The organism is Rhizobium sophoriradicis, from assembly GCF_025200795.1.
GTDB lineage: Bacteria > Pseudomonadota > Alphaproteobacteria > Rhizobiales > Rhizobiaceae > Rhizobium > Rhizobium sophoriradicis.
In genome coordinates this window covers 3,969,008-3,986,388 of record NZ_CP104152.1, presented here as the reverse complement: position 1 = coordinate 3,986,388, position 17,381 = coordinate 3,969,008, and the positions used below count along the sequence as shown (strand labels likewise).

Below are 17,381 nucleotides of genomic sequence, written 5' to 3'. Positions count from 1 at the left end.
GCGTGGAGAAACGCTTTTATCCGAGCGGATATCCCTCTTCGGGATCGGCGATTTCGCTGCCGTTGATCGACAGAGTGTAGCCGCTGGCATTGGACGCTTTTGAGACCGAAATGCGGTATTTGCCGTCGCCCCGCTCCACCTCTGCCGCAAAACCGTCCCATTCCGACGGGAGCGACGGACGCACATAAAGCCGGCCGTCTTTCAACCGGATACCGAGAATGCCCTCGACGGCAGCGCGGTAGAGCCAGCCGGCCGAGCCGGTATACCAGGTCCAGCCGCCGCGCGCCGCATAGGGCTCATGTCCATAGACGTCGGCGGCGACGACATAGGGTTCTACGCGGTATTGCTCGGCCGAGGCCTTGTCGAGCGCATGGGTGATCGGGTTGAGGATCTGGAAGCAGCGCAACGCATCATCGCCCCGCTTGAGCTCCGCCAGCGCCATCACCACCCAGGTCGCGGCATGGGTATATTGACCGCCGTTTTCGCGCACGCCCGGCGGATAAGCCTTGATATAACCGGGATCCCTGGCGGAATTGATGAAAGGCGGCGTAAACAGCCGGATGATGCGGGCTTCCTCGTCGACCAGTTGATCGAGCACGGCGTCCATGGCCTTGACGGCGCGGGCCGGGTCGCCCTCGCCTGATAGAACGCTCCAGGACTGCGCGATCGAATCGATCCGGCATTCCGGGCTTTCCTTGGAACCGAGCAGCGCCCCATCGTCGAACGTGCCGCGGCGATAGTAGCCGCCGTCCCATCCCGCGGTTTCGAGCGCTTTCTTCAAGTCCTTTAGATGTGCAGACCAGCGCTTTGCGCGCGCAGTGTCGCCGCGCTCTTCGGCATAGGGAATGAAGTTGCGCAATGCACCCGCCAGGAACCAGCCGAGCCAGACGCTGGTGCCGCGGCCGGCGATGCCGACGCGGTTCATGCCGTCGTTCCAGTCGCCGCCGAGGAACAGCGGCAGGCCGTTAGCCCCCTTGCGGGCGATGGCGAGATCGAGTGCCAGCGCCGCATGTTCGTAGACGCTCGCCTTATCCTCGGAAATCTCCGGCTTGTAGAAGGAGTCATGCTGTCCCTCGAGAAGCGCCGGACCTTCCAGGAAGGCGATTTCCTCGTCGAGCACGCTCTTGTCGCCGGTGACGCTGCAATAGTGGTGGATCGCATAGCTCAGCCAGACGACGTCGTCCGAGATCATCGTGCGGACGCCGGCACCCGTTCCCGGCAACCACCAATGCTGGACATCGCCCTCGCGGAATTGGCGCGAGGCGGCGTTCAGGATCTGCCGGCGGGCGATCGAGGGTTCGTGCAGCAGGAAGGCCAGCGTGTCCTGCAGCTGATCGCGGAAGCCGAAGGCGCCGCTTGCCTGGTAGAAGGCGGTGCGGGCCATGATCCGGCAGCCGAGGCTCTGATAGGGCAGCCAGGTGTTGACGAGATTGTTCATCCCGCGATCCGGCGTCGAGATCTGCAGCCTGCCGGTGAAATCCCGCCAGAAGCTGCGGTTTGCCTCGACGGCATCATCGAACGAAGCCTTGCGGATATCGGCGATGACGGCGCGCGCTTCTTCTTCCGTCGGCGTATCGCCGAGGAAGAAGGTGAAGTCGCGCTCCTCGCCGGCGTTAAGCTCGATGTCGATCGCCAGAGCCGCGGCCGGATCGCCGTCGAGTTCGGTCGCACCCGAAAGAGCAGCCGCTGACGTAACGGCCTGCGGCGCCTGGATCGTTCCCGCCTTGCCGATGAACTCGCGCCGGCTTGCGCAGACGCTCGAAGGAGTCTCGCTCGCCGCGAAGAAGGCGGTTCGGTTGGAAAAATCGATGCTGTAGGGATTGGTGGCAAACAGCGCGCCCGTCTCCTCATCTTGGCTCGACAAGATGAAGGGTGCGGTGCGTCCCGGATTGCTGCCGAGGACCCATTCAACGTAACCGTAGAGCCGCAGCCTGCGGCCGGTCGAGCCGGTGTTGCGCAGGCGCAGGCGCTGCAGCTTCACCGGCTTGTCGCGGGCGACCGTCTGCGTCAGCTCCAGTGCGATATCGTGCTGGATGCTCGAGAAGACCGAATAGCCGAGCCCGTGGCGGGCCTCAAAACGAACGTCCGGCCGGCGCGACAGCGCTGCGAACGGCGTCATGACCGCACCGCTGTCGAGATCGGCGAGATAGAAGGCCTCACCCGAACGGTTGACCACCGCATCGTTCGACCAGGAGGTCAGCTGGTAATCGCGCGAATTGACGCTCCAGGTGAAGCCAGCGCCTTCGGCCGACACGTGAAAGCCGAACCTGTCGTTGGAAATGACGTTGATCCAGGGCTGGGGCGTCGCATGGCCCCCGGGCAGGCGAACGACATATTCGCGGCCGTCTCGGGCAAAGCCGCCGATGCCGTTCCAGAAGTCGAGATCGCCTCCCTCCTCGATGACGACGGCCGGCACGACAGGCGGCGGCACCGGAGCGATGCGCTTGACCGGAACCTTGTTGCGCTCGGCGCGCTCCATTTCCTGCAGTTCATCTTTCGAGGGTGCAAAGAGGGCGACGGCGCGGTTGATCTGGTCGACCACCTTGCCGTTCTTCGCATGCAGGGTGACGCGGGAAGCCGCGATCACCGCATGATAGGTGCTCTCCTCCATCAGGTCCTTTCGAACCGCGAAGATATGCTGACGTAACCCGTCGGCCTGGCCCATGCGGCGCACGTTCTCGCACATGGCGTCGAGCGCGTGCTGCATGTCCTGCGCGTAGGAAGAGGCGCGTTCGTTCATGATGATGAGATCGGCGGTGACGCCGCGCGAGCGCAGATATTCCTGCGCCAGCAGCGCCTCGCGGGCGATATCGAGATCCATGTCGTCGTTGACGCGCAACGTGAAAATCGGAAAATCGCCGGAGATCGCCAAAGGCCACAGTGCCGATTGCGACTGCAGGCCGGCCTCGACCGTCGCTTCATCCTTGCGCAACTGCATGTCGGGATAGACGAGGTAGCGCCCGAGATGCTGGAAGGCTGCCGCCTGCTGCGAGGTGACGCCGACATGGCGCATCTGCACCTGCGTGCGCGTCCAGGCCTGGACGAGTTCGTGGTTGAAGGCGTCGGGGTGACGATAGCGGTTGACCGCCTTGTCGACCTCGTCGCGGTTTGGAGCGGCGATCGTCCAGAAGAACACGCTGACCTTTTTGCCGGCCGGCACACGCACGGTGCGGCGCAGCGACATGACGGGATCGAGCATGAAGCCGTCGCTGCCGGAAAGTGTGGCACCCGGATCGAAGGCCGCCGCATCGGCGAGGCTGCGGCCACGGCCGATGAACTTGCGCCGGTCGGTCTCGAATTCGGTGTGACGGGTGTCGCCGGCATTGTCGACGATCAGATGCGCGATGCTGATGTTCGGCTCATTCGGATCGCGTTTGTTGCGTTCGGCGCGAATGACGTCGCCGCGCTTGCCGATTTCGGTCTTGACGAACATGCGGGCGAATGCCGGATGCGCATTGTCGGTATCATCCGAGGTGATGACAGGTTCGAGATAGGAAGTGACTTCGATGAAACGGTCTTCCGTGCCCATGTTGAGCAGGGTGACGCGGCGGGCCTCTGCATCATGCTCCGTTGCGATGATGCACTCCACCTCGCTCGTCAGATCACCGACCGTCTTGATGAATTGCGCCTTTTCGTCAGCGAACTCGACCTTGATCTTTTCACCCTCGACGCCCTTCGGCTCTGCCGTCGCCGACCACCATTCGTTGGTGGCGGTATCGCGCAGGAAGATGAAGGTGCCCCAGCGGTCTTCGGTCGGATCGGCCTTCCAGCGGGAAACGGAAAGGCCGTTCCAGCGGGAATAACCGGCGCCCGTCGCCGTCAGCATCAGCGAGTAGTGGCCGTTCGACAGGAACACGAGTTCACGGTCGCGCGAAGCCGGATCGCTGATCTTCCGGATCTCCGGCCGCAGCAGATCGTCCTGGATGCTCGCCGGCGTGTCGGATTCATGCTTGCCGCTCATGACCGGAATGTCGCGCGGCGCCTTTTCCTGCAGCAGAAGCTCCGCCGCCTCGATAACCGGGTCGGAATGGAAGAGCTCGCGCAGATGGCCGTTGAAGGCGACGTTGGCGACGGCGGCGATCGACATGCCGTGATGGTGGGCATAATAATTGTAGACCACCGCGCATTTCTTGCCTTCCGGCACGCGCGTCGGCGTGAAGTCGACGGCGTCGTGGAAGCCGAACTTGCCGAGCGCGCCGACCTTGCGCAGCCGCTGCAGGTTTTCAAGTGCGCCCGGCGGGTCGTACTGGCTGGCCAGCAGCGAAGCATAGGGCGCGATGACGGCATTGTGGCCGAGGCCGCGCTTGAGACCGAGCGTCGGCACCCCGAAATTCGTGTACTGATAGTTGAGGTTATGGTCGCGGGCATTGAAGGCCGCTTCCGAAATACCCCACGGAATACCGAGCTTGCGGGCGTAATTCATCTGCTCGACGACAACAAGATTGTTGGTCTGGTTGAGAATACCGCCGCCGCGCTCCTGCATGACGAGCGGCGGCATCAGATATTCGAACATCGAGCCGGACCAGGAGACCAGCGCGCCGCGCGATCCCACCGGCACGACCTGACGGCCGAGGCGGTACCAATGTTCGGTCGGCAGATCGCCCTTGGCGATGCCGAACAGGCTGGTCAGGCGGCATTCGGAAGCCAGCAGATCGTAGCAGGCCTGGTCGAGCTCGCCGCTTTCGACGCGGTAGCCGATCGAAAGCAGGCGACGTTCCGGTCGGAACAGGAAGCCGAAATCCATCGAGAAGGCGAGATCGCGGGCCTTGTCGCGCAACGCGACCAGACGCGGCCGGAGCGCATCGACCTTGGAAAGATCGAAGGTGCTGTCTGATATATGCGCCTCGCAGACCTTCACCAGCGACGCCGCCCATTGGGTGACTTCTTCGCTCTGCTTCGACTTGACCTCGTGGTCGAGATTGGCGGCGAGCTTTTCGATGTCGCGGGCGAGAACGGCGAGGTTGATGATGCGGATCGAGGCGAATTCGTGCTCGCGCTTGACGGCGGCAAGCGCGTTCTGGAAGCCGACAATGCGCTCTTCCAGGCGCCGGCGTAGCGGCCGCACGGTCTTGCGGTCATCAGGCAGGTCCGCCAGCACTTCGCCCAAAATGCCTGCCGTATCGCCGACACCGTCGAGATTGCCCTGCATGTGGGCAGAGGGCGCCTCGGCCCAGTTGCGGCAGGCCGAAGAAACGGCGATCAGGTGGCCGGCGAGATTGCCGCTGTCGACGGCTGAGACATAACGCGGCCCAAGCGTCTGCAGCGTATCGCTGTGATACCAGTTGAACAGATGGCCGCGGAATTTCTCCATTTTATCGATTGTGGCAATCGTCTGCTCCAGCCGCTCGAGCGTCTCCTCGAAGGAGAACCAGCCGAATTGCCGGCCGGAGACGACGGAAAGCAGATAGACGCCGATATTGGTCGGCGAGGTGCGGGCCGCGACGATGACATGCGGCGTTTCCTGGATATTATCCGGCGGCAGATAATTCTGCTCGGCCGTGGTGAAGGTCTCGAAATAGCGCCAAGTGCGCCGGGCGATCTTGCGCAACTCGCTCGACACGGAATCGGCGACTTCGAGCCGGTCCTCGGTTTCCGCCGACTGGCTGACATACCAGGCGACGACAGGCGAGAGAATCCACAGCAGCGCGAAGGGAATGCCGACGAGGAAAGCGTTGTCGCCGGGAAGAGCGGCGAAACCAAGCGCCAGCAGCGCCAGCACCGGCGCATGCCACATCTGCTTGTAATAAGAGGCGAGGGTGCCTTGCTCGCCGGCCTGAACGCTGGCGGCGGTCCGCCACTGCAGCATCAGCTTGCGGCTGACGAACAGGCGGTAGAGCGAACGGCCGATCGCATCCGCCATCATGCAGGCGGAGTCGGCGATGAAGACAATCCGCAATGCGACCTGCGCATTGGCGGCGGTGATATCCGACCAGACCGTATAGAGATGGGCGCGGGCGACGATGTCGCTGGTGCGCGGGATGATGCCGTTGATCAGCGACAGCGTCGGCGCCACGAAGAGGCAGAAGATCAGCAGAATCTGCCAGACGAGCGCGCCGAGCGGACCCATGAAATACCAGCCGAGCACGGAAGCGAAGAACCAGGCGATCGGCGTCAGCGACCGGCGGAGATTGTCGAACATCTTCCAGCGGCCGAGGGCCGTGACGCCGTATTTCGGATTGAACATGTAGGGCAGGAGCTGCCAGTCGCCGCGCGCCCAGCGATGCTGGCGCGAGGTCTCCACCTCGTAGCGGATCGGGAAATCTTCGACCAGCTCGAGATCGGTGACGAGGGCGCAGCGCGCCATCGAACCTTCGAGAAGGTCGTGGCTGAGCACGGAATTCTCGTCGATCCGGCCCTTCAGCGAGGCTTCGAAGGCATCGACATGATAAAGCCCCTTGCCGGTGAAAGTGCCCTCGCCGGCGAGATCCTGATAGACGTCGGAAACCGTGAAGACATAAGGATCGAGGCCGCGGTTGATCGAAAAGACGCGCTGGAAGACCGAGGCGTCCTTGCCCGTCGTCAACGACGGCGTGACACGCGGCTGCAGCACGCCGTAGCCGCTTTCGACACGACCGGTTTTCGGATTGATGACCGGACGGTTGATCGGATGATAGAGTTTGCCGACGAGCTTGGTGACGGCGTCGCGCATCAGGCGCGTGTCGGCGTCGAGCGTCATGACATATTGCACATTGGCCGGCACGGCATTGGCGCCCGGCAGATATGTCGTGTCGCGGTCGCCGCGCAGCAGCATGTTCAGCTCGTGCAGCTTGCCGCGTTTGCGCTCCCAGCCCATCCAGACGCCTTCCGAGGCGTTGTAGAGGCGGCGGCGGTGCAACAGGTAGAAACGCGTCTTGCCGTCATAGGCATAGCGGGCGGAAAGATTGGCGATCTCGCGCCTGGCATAGTCAAGAACCTCGAGATCGGCGGGCGTCTCCTCGACATCGCTGTCCGGCCAGTCGCTGAGCAGCGCGAAATAGATCTCGCCGCGCGGATTGGCGAGATAGTGGACCTCGAGATTGCGAACGTGGTCGTCGACGCTGTCGCGGTTCGAGATCAGGCAGGGCACGACGAGCAGCGTGCGCGCATCCTCCGGAATGCCTTCCTTGAACTCGTAGCCGACGAGACGCGCTGGCGTCACAAAGAAAGAAAGAAGCGTGTTGAAGAGGCCTGTCGCCCCCTCCGATGCCGGCAGCGAGAACATGATCAGCAGCACGGCGATTTCGAGTGCACCCATGCCGGCACTAGCCATGAAGTTGCCGACAACAGCCATGGCGATAACAGTCAGCAGCATGACCGGTACGGCAATTGCCAGCCAGTTGAACTGGCGCACGGCGCGCACGAAATGCTGGGTGACTGTCGGGCGATAATTCGCCCGTGCCTCGAGCTTCGGTCGCTGCGCGCCGGATAGGAAGCCGCCGACATTCGGTTCATGCGGCTGCGGTTCGCCGGAGGCCTTGGCGGCATCCGTCATATCGAGCGCCAGCTGGGCGATTTCCATTTCAGTCAGCGGCGAACGCTTCGCCAGCTTTTCGATCTGCTTGCGATATTTGTTGCGCGAGCCGGAATCGAGAATGCCGTAGTCCGAATGTTCCCATAGCAGTTTGTCGACATGGCTGACCTGCTCGACCCAAACCGACCATTCGGTATCGTCGATCTCGCGCAGGCTGCGGATGATGTTGCCCATCGTCACATTGCCGGAGGAGAGACGGCTGTGTTCCGCCGTCGTCGCCTCTTCGGTGTTCCGGCCAAGCTCTTCGAGCCGCTCGTCGAGCCAAGTGATCGCCAGGCTCGAGGTCTGCGAGCCGTCACGCAGGCGGTAGAGGAACTGCGTCGAGAAGGTATTGTCCTCGGCAAGCGGTTCCAGCGTCTTCAGATAGGCGGCTGCCTTGGCCGGATCGGTCAGGCGCACCAGCTCGTCGGCGGCCTCGTTGGCGCGGCGGCGCAGGCGGCGGCTGGCTTCCACACGGCTCGAAATACGGCGAAGGTTTTCGACGAGCACGTAGCGCACCAGCGAGGGCAGCGCCCAGAGTTCGCCGATCCTCAGCGTCTCGTTGGCCTGGAAGCCGTCGACCAGCGCCGTCAGGCTTTCCTGCGAGATCGTGCTGTGGGTATGGGCGACGTAGAGCCAGGCAAGCACCAGAGTGCGGGGAATCTCGACACCGCCGACAGGCATGGTCGGCAATTCGCGGTAGAAGCGGCGGGGGAAGTCACGCCGCACCTCCTGGATCGCCTCCTCGACGATGTAGTGATTGTCCAGCAGCCATTCCGCCGCAGGCGTGATCGTCTCGCCGGCCTCCACATCCGTCGCCGTCGTGCGATAGACGCGCAGGATTTCCTTCTGATTTTCCTTGTGGCGCGCGAAGAAATCGAAAGGGGCGAAAGCCGGCAGCTTATCGACGCCGTTGCGGGCGACGGCATCGCCCATCGCCTTAATGTCCTCGATGGAAAGATAGGTCGAGCGGATCGAATCATTGTGATCGATCTGCTTCATCTCGGGTTCGCGGGGAAGGCTCGGAGAAAGAATGGCAATAGACATGGGTTCGGTTCTGGATCCAAACAAAGTTATGGCTGGTTTTGCTCAGCCTTTTGCACTGCTTATCATGACTGCTACATGAACGGGCCCCGATTCGTCGAAGATCGATGAAGCTGGGGGAATGACGTCGGCAGACGATGCAAACGGACGAGGCTTTGTAGCAGGATCGCCCCCAAAGGGCGATCGTTACCCTCTGCGCAAAACCATGTCGAAAAGTTGGACACCATCGCAACAATTCAAGTCAAGGGGTGCAGACCAGCGGAGCAGCGCTCGCTTGCCGGTGCGGGGCGAAAGAGGTCGCATGGCAATCATAAAATCGGCCGTCGACAGAACGAGATCAAAAATGCGCCGCATCTGGGTGGATGCGGCGCATCTGCAATTGGAAAAGATAGAGAATGATCAAGGGCGGAATACCGGGACAGATAAGATGCCCGGATTCACTAATTGCGGCACCCGCCAAAGCCCCGGCCGCTGCCGAGGCTTGTTATCCGCCAATTAACCGACGACGCCGAAGACCATCGCCACCACAAACAGAAATGCCGCAGTGAAAATTGTCCCATGGAGCACCGTCTGAAGCCTGTGACGCGCGGCGTGCGGCTTCTTGGTCGGTACGGAACCATAGTGGTTCACGTGAGTATGCGAAATACCCAGTTCTGCCATATGTCGCCTCCGTTGTTCACGTGCGGCCGGTTGTGCGGCTCGCTGTTATATTTCTTATTCTCTATCAGGTAGGTAGAGATAAATTTCCGTCCAGAGGGAGCGGAAGAGAAAATTCGACCAGCTCTTAGCAGAGCGTGCGCCACGCCCAGATCAACGAGCGCTCGATGGCGTTCTCGTCCTGAGGCGGGTTGGAGGTCTCGATCAGGCGCCGGTCCTTTTCCGCAGGCATGGACACCGTGATCTGTTCTTTGCGGTTGGCTCTAGCCGGAGGATCGAGGTAGCCCATGGTCATCCCGCCGAGAAAGAACATGCCTTGACCTCCATCGATCACGAAAGCTAACAGTCGTTAACAGGATCATGACAGAAGCGGGGCAGCTGTCAATAGTCTAGTTGATTAGTCGTCTTTTAGGGAATCATTATCCATAACGCCGCCGCCCGCCGTTACTTTTCAAGGGCTTGAATTGATTGCCTTTCAGGCTTTGACGAACCCCTTGCTCGCGATCATCAAATTTCTCGTATAGTCCTGTTGAACCGCGCCCTCTGCCAACGCTTGCGAGCTCAATCGTTCGACAATGGCGCCGTTGCGCATCACGGCGAGCCTATCGCACATATGGGTGATCACACCGAGATCGTGGCTCACCATTATGAAGGTGAGTTTGCGGTCGCTGCGGATCTGCTCGAGCAGGTTCAGCACCTCCGCCTGCACCGAGGCATCAAGCGCCGACGTCGGCTCGTCGAGCAGCAGAATCGACGGCTCGACGATCAGCGCCCTGGCGATCGCCACGCGCTGCCGCTGGCCACCGGAAAGCTGATGCGGGTAGCGGAAACGAAAACCATTGCCGAGACCGACTTCGTCGAGCGCACGGGCAATGCGCCTGTCGTTGTCCCCGATGCCGTGGATCGCAAGCGGTTCGAGCAGCAGCCGGTCGATCGTCTGGCGCGGATGCAGCGAGCCATAAGGATCCTGGAAGACCATTTGCACGCGCCGATAGAAGGCCTTGCGGCGCTTTGCGCCTTTCAATGCTTCGTCGTCGACGTGGATCGCGCCGCCGCTGATCGGCGCAAGTCCGGCCACGGCGCGCAGCAAGGTGGATTTTCCCGAGCCGGACTCGCCGACGAGACCGAAGGATTCACCGCGTTCGACATCGATGCTGACGTCCTTCAGCGCGTGAAATTCATCGTAGACGACGCTGAGATTGTCGACATGGAGTGCTGCGCTCATGCCGCCCACTCCGGCTTGCGGTCGAGCACCGGCAGGGGATGACGGCTGGCGCCGATTTCGGGCATGCAGTTCAGCAGTCCTTGCGTATAGGGATGCTGCGCATGTCTGAGATCGGCGGCCGCAAGCTCCTCGACGATCTTTCCGGCATACATGACGATGACGCGATCGCAGAACGTGGAAACCAGCCGGAGATCATGGGAGATGAAGATCAATCCCATGCCGCGCTCCGACACCAGCCTGTCCATGATTCTGAGCACATCGAGCTGCACCGTCACGTCGAGCGCCGAGGTCGGCTCGTCGGCAATCAGCAGTTCCGGCCCGGCGATCAGCATCATGGCGATCATCGCACGCTGCCCCATGCCGCCCGAAACTTCGTGCGGGTGCAGGTCGAAGACGCGTTTCGGATCGCGGATCTGCACGGCCTCCAGCATGGCGAGCGCTCGCTCGCGCGCCTCCGCCTTGCCGACCTTTTCATGGGTGCGCAGCGTTTCGCAGATCTGCCGGCCGATCGTCATGACAGGATCGAGCGAATATTTCGGATCCTGCAGGATCATGGCGATGCGTTTGCCGCGCAGCCTGCGCCTTTGCCCGGCCGAGGCCTTGAGGAGGTCGATGCCGCTGAAATCCAGCCTGTCGGCCGTGACGATGCCGTGTTTCGGCGTCAGGCCCATGATCGCCCGGCCGGTCTGCGACTTGCCGGAGCCGGATTCGCCGACGATGCCGAGCCTTTCCTTGCCGAGTGTGAAGGAGACGCCGCGCACGGCCTCGATCAAGCCGGTGCGCGTGGGGTAGCTGACCTTGAGTGTGTCGACCGTCAGAAGCGTCGTCACTGGCCGCTCTCCTTCGGATCGAGTGCGTCGCGCAGGCCGTCGCCGAGCAGATTGAAGCCGAGGCTGACGATGAGGATGGCGATGCCGGGCATCGCCGCCACCCACCATTGATCGAGGATGAAGCGCCGGCCCGAAGCAATCATCGCCCCCCATTCCGGCAGCGGCGGCTGCGCGCCCAAGCCGAGGAAGCCGAGGCCGGCGGCCGTCAGGATGATGCCGGCCATATCGAGTGTCACGCGCACGATCAGCGAGGAAATGCAGAGCGGCATGACATGGCGCACAATGATGCGCAGCGGCGAGGCACCCATCAGCCTCACCGCCGAGATATAGTCGGACCGCCGCACCGTCAGCGTTTCGGCGCGGGCGATACGGGCATAGGGCGGCCAGGAGGTGATGGCTATGGCGATGATCGCGTTCTGGATGCCGGGCCCCAGTGCTGCGACGAAAGCGAGCGCCAGCACCAGCTTCGGAAAGGCGAGGAAAATATCGGTGATGCGCATCAGCGTCGCATCCACCCAGCCGCCGGCATAACCGGAGACGGTACCGACGATCAGGCCGATCGGTGCCGAGATGACGGCAACGAGCACGACGACCAGCAGCGTCAAACGCGATCCGTAAATCAGCCGCGAAAAGATATCACGGCCCTGATCGTCGGTGCCGAGCAGGAATTCACCCGTTCCCGGCGGCAGCAGCCGGGCATTGCGCAGATCGCCGACGACGGGATTGTGCGTGGCGATGATATCGGCGAAGGCGGCGATGAAAAGCAGCGCCACGATGATCAGCAGGCCGACGACGGCAAGCCGGTTTGCGGTGAACTGCCGCCAGGTGACATAGGCGCGGCCGAGCCGCGCCTGCATGCGCGATTGCGGCCGGTCGGACAGCAGCCAGTCGCGGCGGCTCATCGTTGGCAATGGGCTGGCGGGAGCCGTCATCGGTTTCGCGTCCTCGGGTCGAGCGTCCGGTAGAGAAGATCGGACAGAAGATTGATGCCGATGAAAACCGTGCCTATGACGATCGTGCCGCCGAGAACGGCGTTCATATCGGCATTCTGCAGCGAGTTGGTGATGTAGAGCCCGATGCCCGGCCAGGAGAAGACGGTCTCGGTCAGTACCGATCCTTCGAGCAGGCCGGCATAGGAAAGCGCGATGACGGTGACGAGCGGCACGGCGGCGTTGCGGAGCGCATGCCCCCAGATCACCCGTGTTTCCGAAAGCCCCTTGGCGCGCGCGGCAACGATATATTCCTGCGACAGCTCGTTCAGCATGAAGCTGCGGGTCATGCGGCTGATATAGGCAAGCGAGAAATAGCCGAGCAGCGAGGCGGGCAGGATGATGTGGCGGAACACATCATAGAAAACATCCCACTGCCCCTGCCAGGCGCTGTCGAGAAGATAGAAGCCGGTGATCGGCGTGAATGTATATTCGAAGACGATGTCGATGCGGCCGGGAAAGGCCACCCAGCGCAGCTGCGCATAGAAGATGACGAGCGAGATCAGCGCCAGCCAGAAGATCGGCACCGAATAACCGATCAGGCCGATGACGCGCACCACCTGGTCGGCGATACTGCCGCGGCGCACGGCGGCGAGAACGCCGAGCGGCACGCCGACGCAGGCGCCGATCAGCGTTCCGAGCGTCGCGAGCTCGATCGTCGCCGGCATGACGCGGCGGATATCGACCATGACGGGGTTGGTCGTCAGCACCGAATTGCCGAAATCGCCGGACAGGACGCCTTTGACATAGATGTAGAACTGCTCATAGAGCGGCAGATTGAAGCCCATTTCCCGGCGCACCCGCTCGACGACATGGGTGGGAGCGCGGTCGCCGAGGATGGCGAGCACGGGATCGATCGGCACGACGCGGCCGATGAAGAAGGTGACGGCCAAAAGGCCGAGATAGGTGGTGACGGCGGCGAACATGAACCGCCCAACCGCCTTGGCTAAGGTGCTGGCACGGCCCTTTTTTGGCCGCGCCGCTACCTGTGTTGCTTCGATGGTGCTCAAGCGATCAATCCTGCCGGATCATTCCTTGGCGATCGGCCCGACGAAGTTGGTATCGAAGCTCGGACCCAGCTTGAAGTCCTTCAGGTTCTTGCGATAGCCGGCCACCTCGGTCTGCTGGAAGATAATGACGAAGGGGCTGTTGGCGAGGAACTTCTTCTGAATGTCCTCATACATGGCCGCACGCTTCTCAGCGTCGCGCTCGAGCAGCGCCGCCTTGGCTTGCTTGTCGAGTTCCGGCGCCTCCCAGGTGTTGCGCCACGCAAGGGTCTTCACCGTGCCGGCATCGGTATTGTCGGGATTGCTGGTGAAGGTGTCGGCATTCGAGTTCGGGTCGAAATAGTCCGATCCCCACTGACCAATATAGATATCGTGGGTGCGGGCGCGATATTTGGTCAGCGTCTGCTTGCCGTCGCCGGGGATGATCTCCAGCTTCACGCCGGCCTGGGCCAGCGACTGCTGCATCGATTCGGCAATCCCGGTTACAGGCTGGGTGTTGCGCACGTCCATCGTCACCGAGAAACCGTCGGGCACGCCGGCCTTGGCCAGCAGTTCCTTCGCCTTGGCGACATCGAGCTTGTAGGGGTTCTCGTCGAGCGCGCCGAGTTGGCCCTCCGGCAGGAAGGTCTGATGGATCTCGCCGATACCCTTGATCAGGGTCGCGCCGATCGCATCGTAGTCGACCAGATATTTGAAGGCTTGCTGGACTTCCGGCTTCTTCAGGTTCTCGTTCTTGTTGTTCAGGCTGACATAATAAATCGTGCCCTTCGGGGCGCTTGTCGTCGCCAGATCGGCATTCTTCGAAACGGCGTCGATATCGCCCGGTTCGAGGTTGCGGGCGATATCGATATCGCCGGCTTCAAGCGCCAGCCGCTGGGCGGCACTTTCCTTCATGTAGCGGTAGATGACGCGGTTGAGCTTCGGCTTGTCGCCGTAATAATTGTCGTTGCGCTCCAGCACGACGACTTCGTTGGCCCGCCATTCGCGCAGCTTGAAGGCGCCGGAGCCGGCATAGCCTGTTTTCAGCCACTCATTGCCGAAATCATTGTCGTATTTGTGCTCGGCATCCGGCGTTATCGCCTTCACATGCTCCAGCACGAGCTTTTTATCGAGCACCGAGGCGACCGTCGCCGTCAGGCAGTTGAGCACGAAGCTCGGGGCATAGGCCTTGTCGACGGTGAAGACGAAAGTATTGGCATCGGCCGCCTTGGCCTTTTCGGTGACATTGTCGCCGGTCAGGCCGAACTGGGTCAGGATGAAGGCCGGGCTCTTGTCGAGCTTGACGGCGCGCTCGAACGACCATGCAACGTCTTCGGCGGTGATCGGATTTCCCGATGCAAATTTGAGGCCTGGTTTCAGCTTGAACGTATAGGTCAGGCCGTCATCCGAAACGCTCCAGCTTTCGGCAAGATCGCCTTTCACCTTGGATGTGTCGGCGAGATCGAGACGGACGAGCAGGCTGTAGCTGTTGCTGGTGATCTCTGCGGTCGAAAGCTCGAAGGCCTCGCCGGGATCCATCGTGATGATGTCGTCGATGGCAAAACCCTCGACCAGCGTGTCTTTGGGCGTTTCGGCGAAGGCGGCAGGTGCCGTCATCATCAGGAGCGAAAGAGCGGCTCCGGCGGAAAGCAGGCGGAAATTACGGCTGAGCTTGGTGATCATCATGGTCTGTTCCCCTGTTCTTGATTGATTACGAAGCGTTTTGTCGGTCATGCCCCATTAAAACTATTGTCCGTTCTCAGCGCGTCCAGAGGCGCGCTGCGCTTTAGACGCAATCCTCCCGCCAAGCTTGTGCCAGAATACGGAGCCAATTTTCGCGGGCAAGTTTCGTGAGATCGGCCTCACCATAACCAACCTCCCCGAGAGCGGCAATCAGCTTCTGATTGCCGGCGGCATCGCCGATCTCCTCAGGAATGGTGGCGCCGTCGAAGTCCGATCCGAGCGCCACACAATCGATGCCGATACGGTTCACGAGATGGTCGATGTGACGGATCATGTCGGCAATCGGCGTATCGCTGTCCGAGCGGCCGTCCGGACGCAGCATGGCGGTGGCATAGTTGATGCCGACCAGGCCGCGGCTTTCGCGAATCGCATCGAGCTGCCTGTCCGTCAGATTGCGCGCGACCGGCGTCAGCGCATGGGCGTTGGAGTGGCTGGCGACCAGCGGCTGGTCGGTCGTCTTCGCCACGTCCCAGAAACCCTTCTCGGTGATATGGGCAAGGTCGACCAGAATGCCGAGGCGATTGCATTCCCGCACCAGCGCAAAACCGGCATCGGTGAGACCCGGCCCGGTGTCCGGCGACATCGGGAAGGCGAACGGCACACCATGGCCGAAGACGTTGTGCCGGCTCCAGACCGGCCCGAGCGAGCGCAGGCCAGCCGCATAGAATACCTCAAGCGCCGACAGGTCGGCGCCGATCGCCTCACAGCCTTCCATATGCATGACGGCGGCGAAAATCTCCTCCGCCATGGCGCCGCGGATGTCCTTGACCGTGCGGCAAAGACGCCAGGCACCGGCCTGGTCGAGCCGCAGCGCGATCGCCGCCATTTCGGTGGCGATCGCAAGGGACGGAAGCGGATCAAGCGGGGCAGCCATCGGCGTGACATAGCGGCCGTCGGCATCCGGATCGGCGAAGACGAGATCGCCGGAGGGAATATAGATGGCGCAGAGACCACCGGACAGACCGCCCACTTTCGCCCGGCGCGCATCGATATGGCCGACCGTCGTGCCGTCCGCAAATTCCGCGATAGGGTCGCTGCCGTCTTTTGAATGTGTCCAGAGTCGAAGGAGAACGTCGTTGTGACCGTCAAATACGAATTGCATCTGTCTTCCTGCGCTGCCCTACTGCCTAATTCCTTAAATCGGAATCGATTTAAGGATAAAATTATGCAGCATTCAAAGTGCTACAGCGTCCTTTGCGCGTCTTTTCAGACGCGCGGCGCTGTAGCGGGCGAATGAAGTGGCCAGAATAGAAAAGCTGACGGAATTCGCCATCTCTTTTTTTGAAAATCGGCCATCGCCGCGAAAACGCAAACGGGGGCCGAAGCCCCCGTAAAATCATGAATGATGCCGGCCGGGATCAGTGCTTGCGGCGCTTCTTCTGTCTGTAGACGTCGATCACAACAGCCGCGACGATGATGAAGCCTTTGACGATCTCCTGGTAATAAGCGTCGATCCTGAGGAAGGTGAAGCCCGATGTCATGACGCCGAGGATGATGGTGCCGATGACGGTGCCGGTGATGCGGCCGACGCCGCCGGTGAGCGAGGTGCCGCCGATGACGGTCGCGGCAATCGCATCGAGCTCATATCCGACGCCCATGCTGGCCTGCGCGGTTTCCGCGCGTGCCGCCGTGACGATGCCGGCAAGGCCGGCGAGCAATCCGGCGATCACATAGACCTTGACGAGATGCGCCTCGATGTTGATGCCGGAGACGCGCGCCGCCTGCGGGTTCGCGCCTATCGCATAGGTGAACTTTCCGTAGCGGGTGTAGCGTAGCGCAATATGGAAGATCAGCGCGACGACCAGGAAGACCACGACCGGCCAGGCCTTGGTGCCGATGAAGTGAAACTGCTCGGTGATGCCGGAAACCGGCTGTCCCTTGGTGTACCACTTCGCCACGCCGCGGGCCGACACGAACATGCCGAGCGTTGCGATGAAAGGCGGGATTTTCGTGTAGGCGATGAGTGCGCCATTCGCCAGACCCGCAGCCGCCCCGATCAGCAGGCCGACCATGATCGGCACGAAAGCCGGCAGGTCGGTCAGCGACGGGAAGACTGCCCGTCCCCAGGTGGATGACTGGGCGAAGCTTGTCGCGATCATTGCCGTCATGCCGACCACCGAGCCGGATGAAAGATCGATGCCGCCTGTGATGATGACCTGCGTGACGCCGACGGCGATGATGCCGATGACCGAGACCTGCAGGATCATGATTGTCAGGCGCTGCGAATTCATCAGGAAGCTTTGGCCGATGAACATCCAGCCGAGCGCTTCATAGATGAGTGCGATGCCGACGAGCACGAGGAAAATGCTGAGCTCGGTCGGTAAGCGCCGTCGCCTTTGCCGGGTTGCGAGCGGAGCCGCGCCCTCTGCTGCCTTGGTACTCATGTCAAACCTCCCTTGGGCGATTGCAGACGGCGCA

General features: G+C 61.8%; 10 protein-coding genes. All 10 read right to left on the bottom strand.

Annotated elements, in window-relative coordinates; translation table 11 throughout:
- Positions 1–16: 16 nt before the first annotated feature.
- A complete protein-coding gene (locus tag N2597_RS19535) occupies positions 17–8,536 on the bottom strand; it encodes a glycoside hydrolase family 94 protein (protein WP_183597821.1) in 8,520 nt (2,839 codons plus the stop codon).
- 492 nt (positions 8,537–9,028) lie between these two features.
- A complete protein-coding gene (locus N2597_RS19530; RefSeq protein ID WP_009993387.1) occupies positions 9,029–9,193 on the bottom strand; it encodes a hypothetical protein in 165 nt (54 codons plus the stop codon).
- Positions 9,194–9,317: 124 nt separating this feature from the next.
- Positions 9,318–9,503, bottom strand: coding sequence for a hypothetical protein (locus tag N2597_RS19525; RefSeq protein ID WP_009993386.1), 186 nt, complete (start codon positions 9,501–9,503; stop codon positions 9,318–9,320).
- 162 nt (positions 9,504–9,665) lie between these two features.
- Positions 9,666–10,415 carry an ABC transporter ATP-binding protein gene (locus tag N2597_RS19520; RefSeq protein WP_183597819.1) on the bottom strand — a complete coding sequence of 250 codons (750 nt, stop codon included), beginning with the start codon at positions 10,413–10,415 and terminating at the stop codon, positions 9,666–9,668.
- Positions 10,412–11,245 (bottom strand): ABC transporter ATP-binding protein, encoded by an 834-nt coding sequence (locus tag N2597_RS19515; RefSeq protein WP_077992282.1) that lies wholly within the window; start codon positions 11,243–11,245, stop codon positions 10,412–10,414. The genes N2597_RS19520 and N2597_RS19515 overlap by 4 nt, the downstream gene beginning before the upstream one ends.
- Complete coding sequence (locus N2597_RS19510) at positions 11,242–12,177, bottom strand: ABC transporter permease (protein ID WP_077992281.1); 936 nt, start codon at positions 12,175–12,177, stop codon at positions 11,242–11,244. The genes N2597_RS19515 and N2597_RS19510 overlap by 4 nt, the downstream gene beginning before the upstream one ends.
- Positions 12,174–13,244, bottom strand: a complete 1,071-nt coding sequence (locus tag N2597_RS19505; protein ID WP_183597817.1) for an ABC transporter permease — start codon at positions 13,242–13,244, stop codon at positions 12,174–12,176. Before N2597_RS19505 ends, N2597_RS19510 begins: the two co-directional genes overlap by 4 nt.
- 18 nt (positions 13,245–13,262) lie before the next feature.
- Positions 13,263–14,906: an ABC transporter substrate-binding protein gene (locus N2597_RS19500; protein WP_183597813.1), complete on the bottom strand. Its 1,644-nt coding sequence runs from the start codon at positions 14,904–14,906 to the stop codon at positions 13,263–13,265.
- A gap of 100 nt (positions 14,907–15,006) precedes the next feature.
- The gene (locus N2597_RS19495; protein ID WP_183597811.1) at positions 15,007–16,065 is read right to left on the bottom strand and encodes a dipeptidase; all 1,059 of its coding nucleotides are present in this window, start codon (positions 16,063–16,065) and stop codon (positions 15,007–15,009) included.
- A gap of 256 nt (positions 16,066–16,321) precedes the next feature.
- Complete coding sequence (locus tag N2597_RS19490; protein WP_038691903.1) at positions 16,322–17,347, bottom strand: ABC transporter permease; 1,026 nt, start codon at positions 17,345–17,347, stop codon at positions 16,322–16,324.
- Positions 17,348–17,381 lie beyond the last annotated feature (34 nt).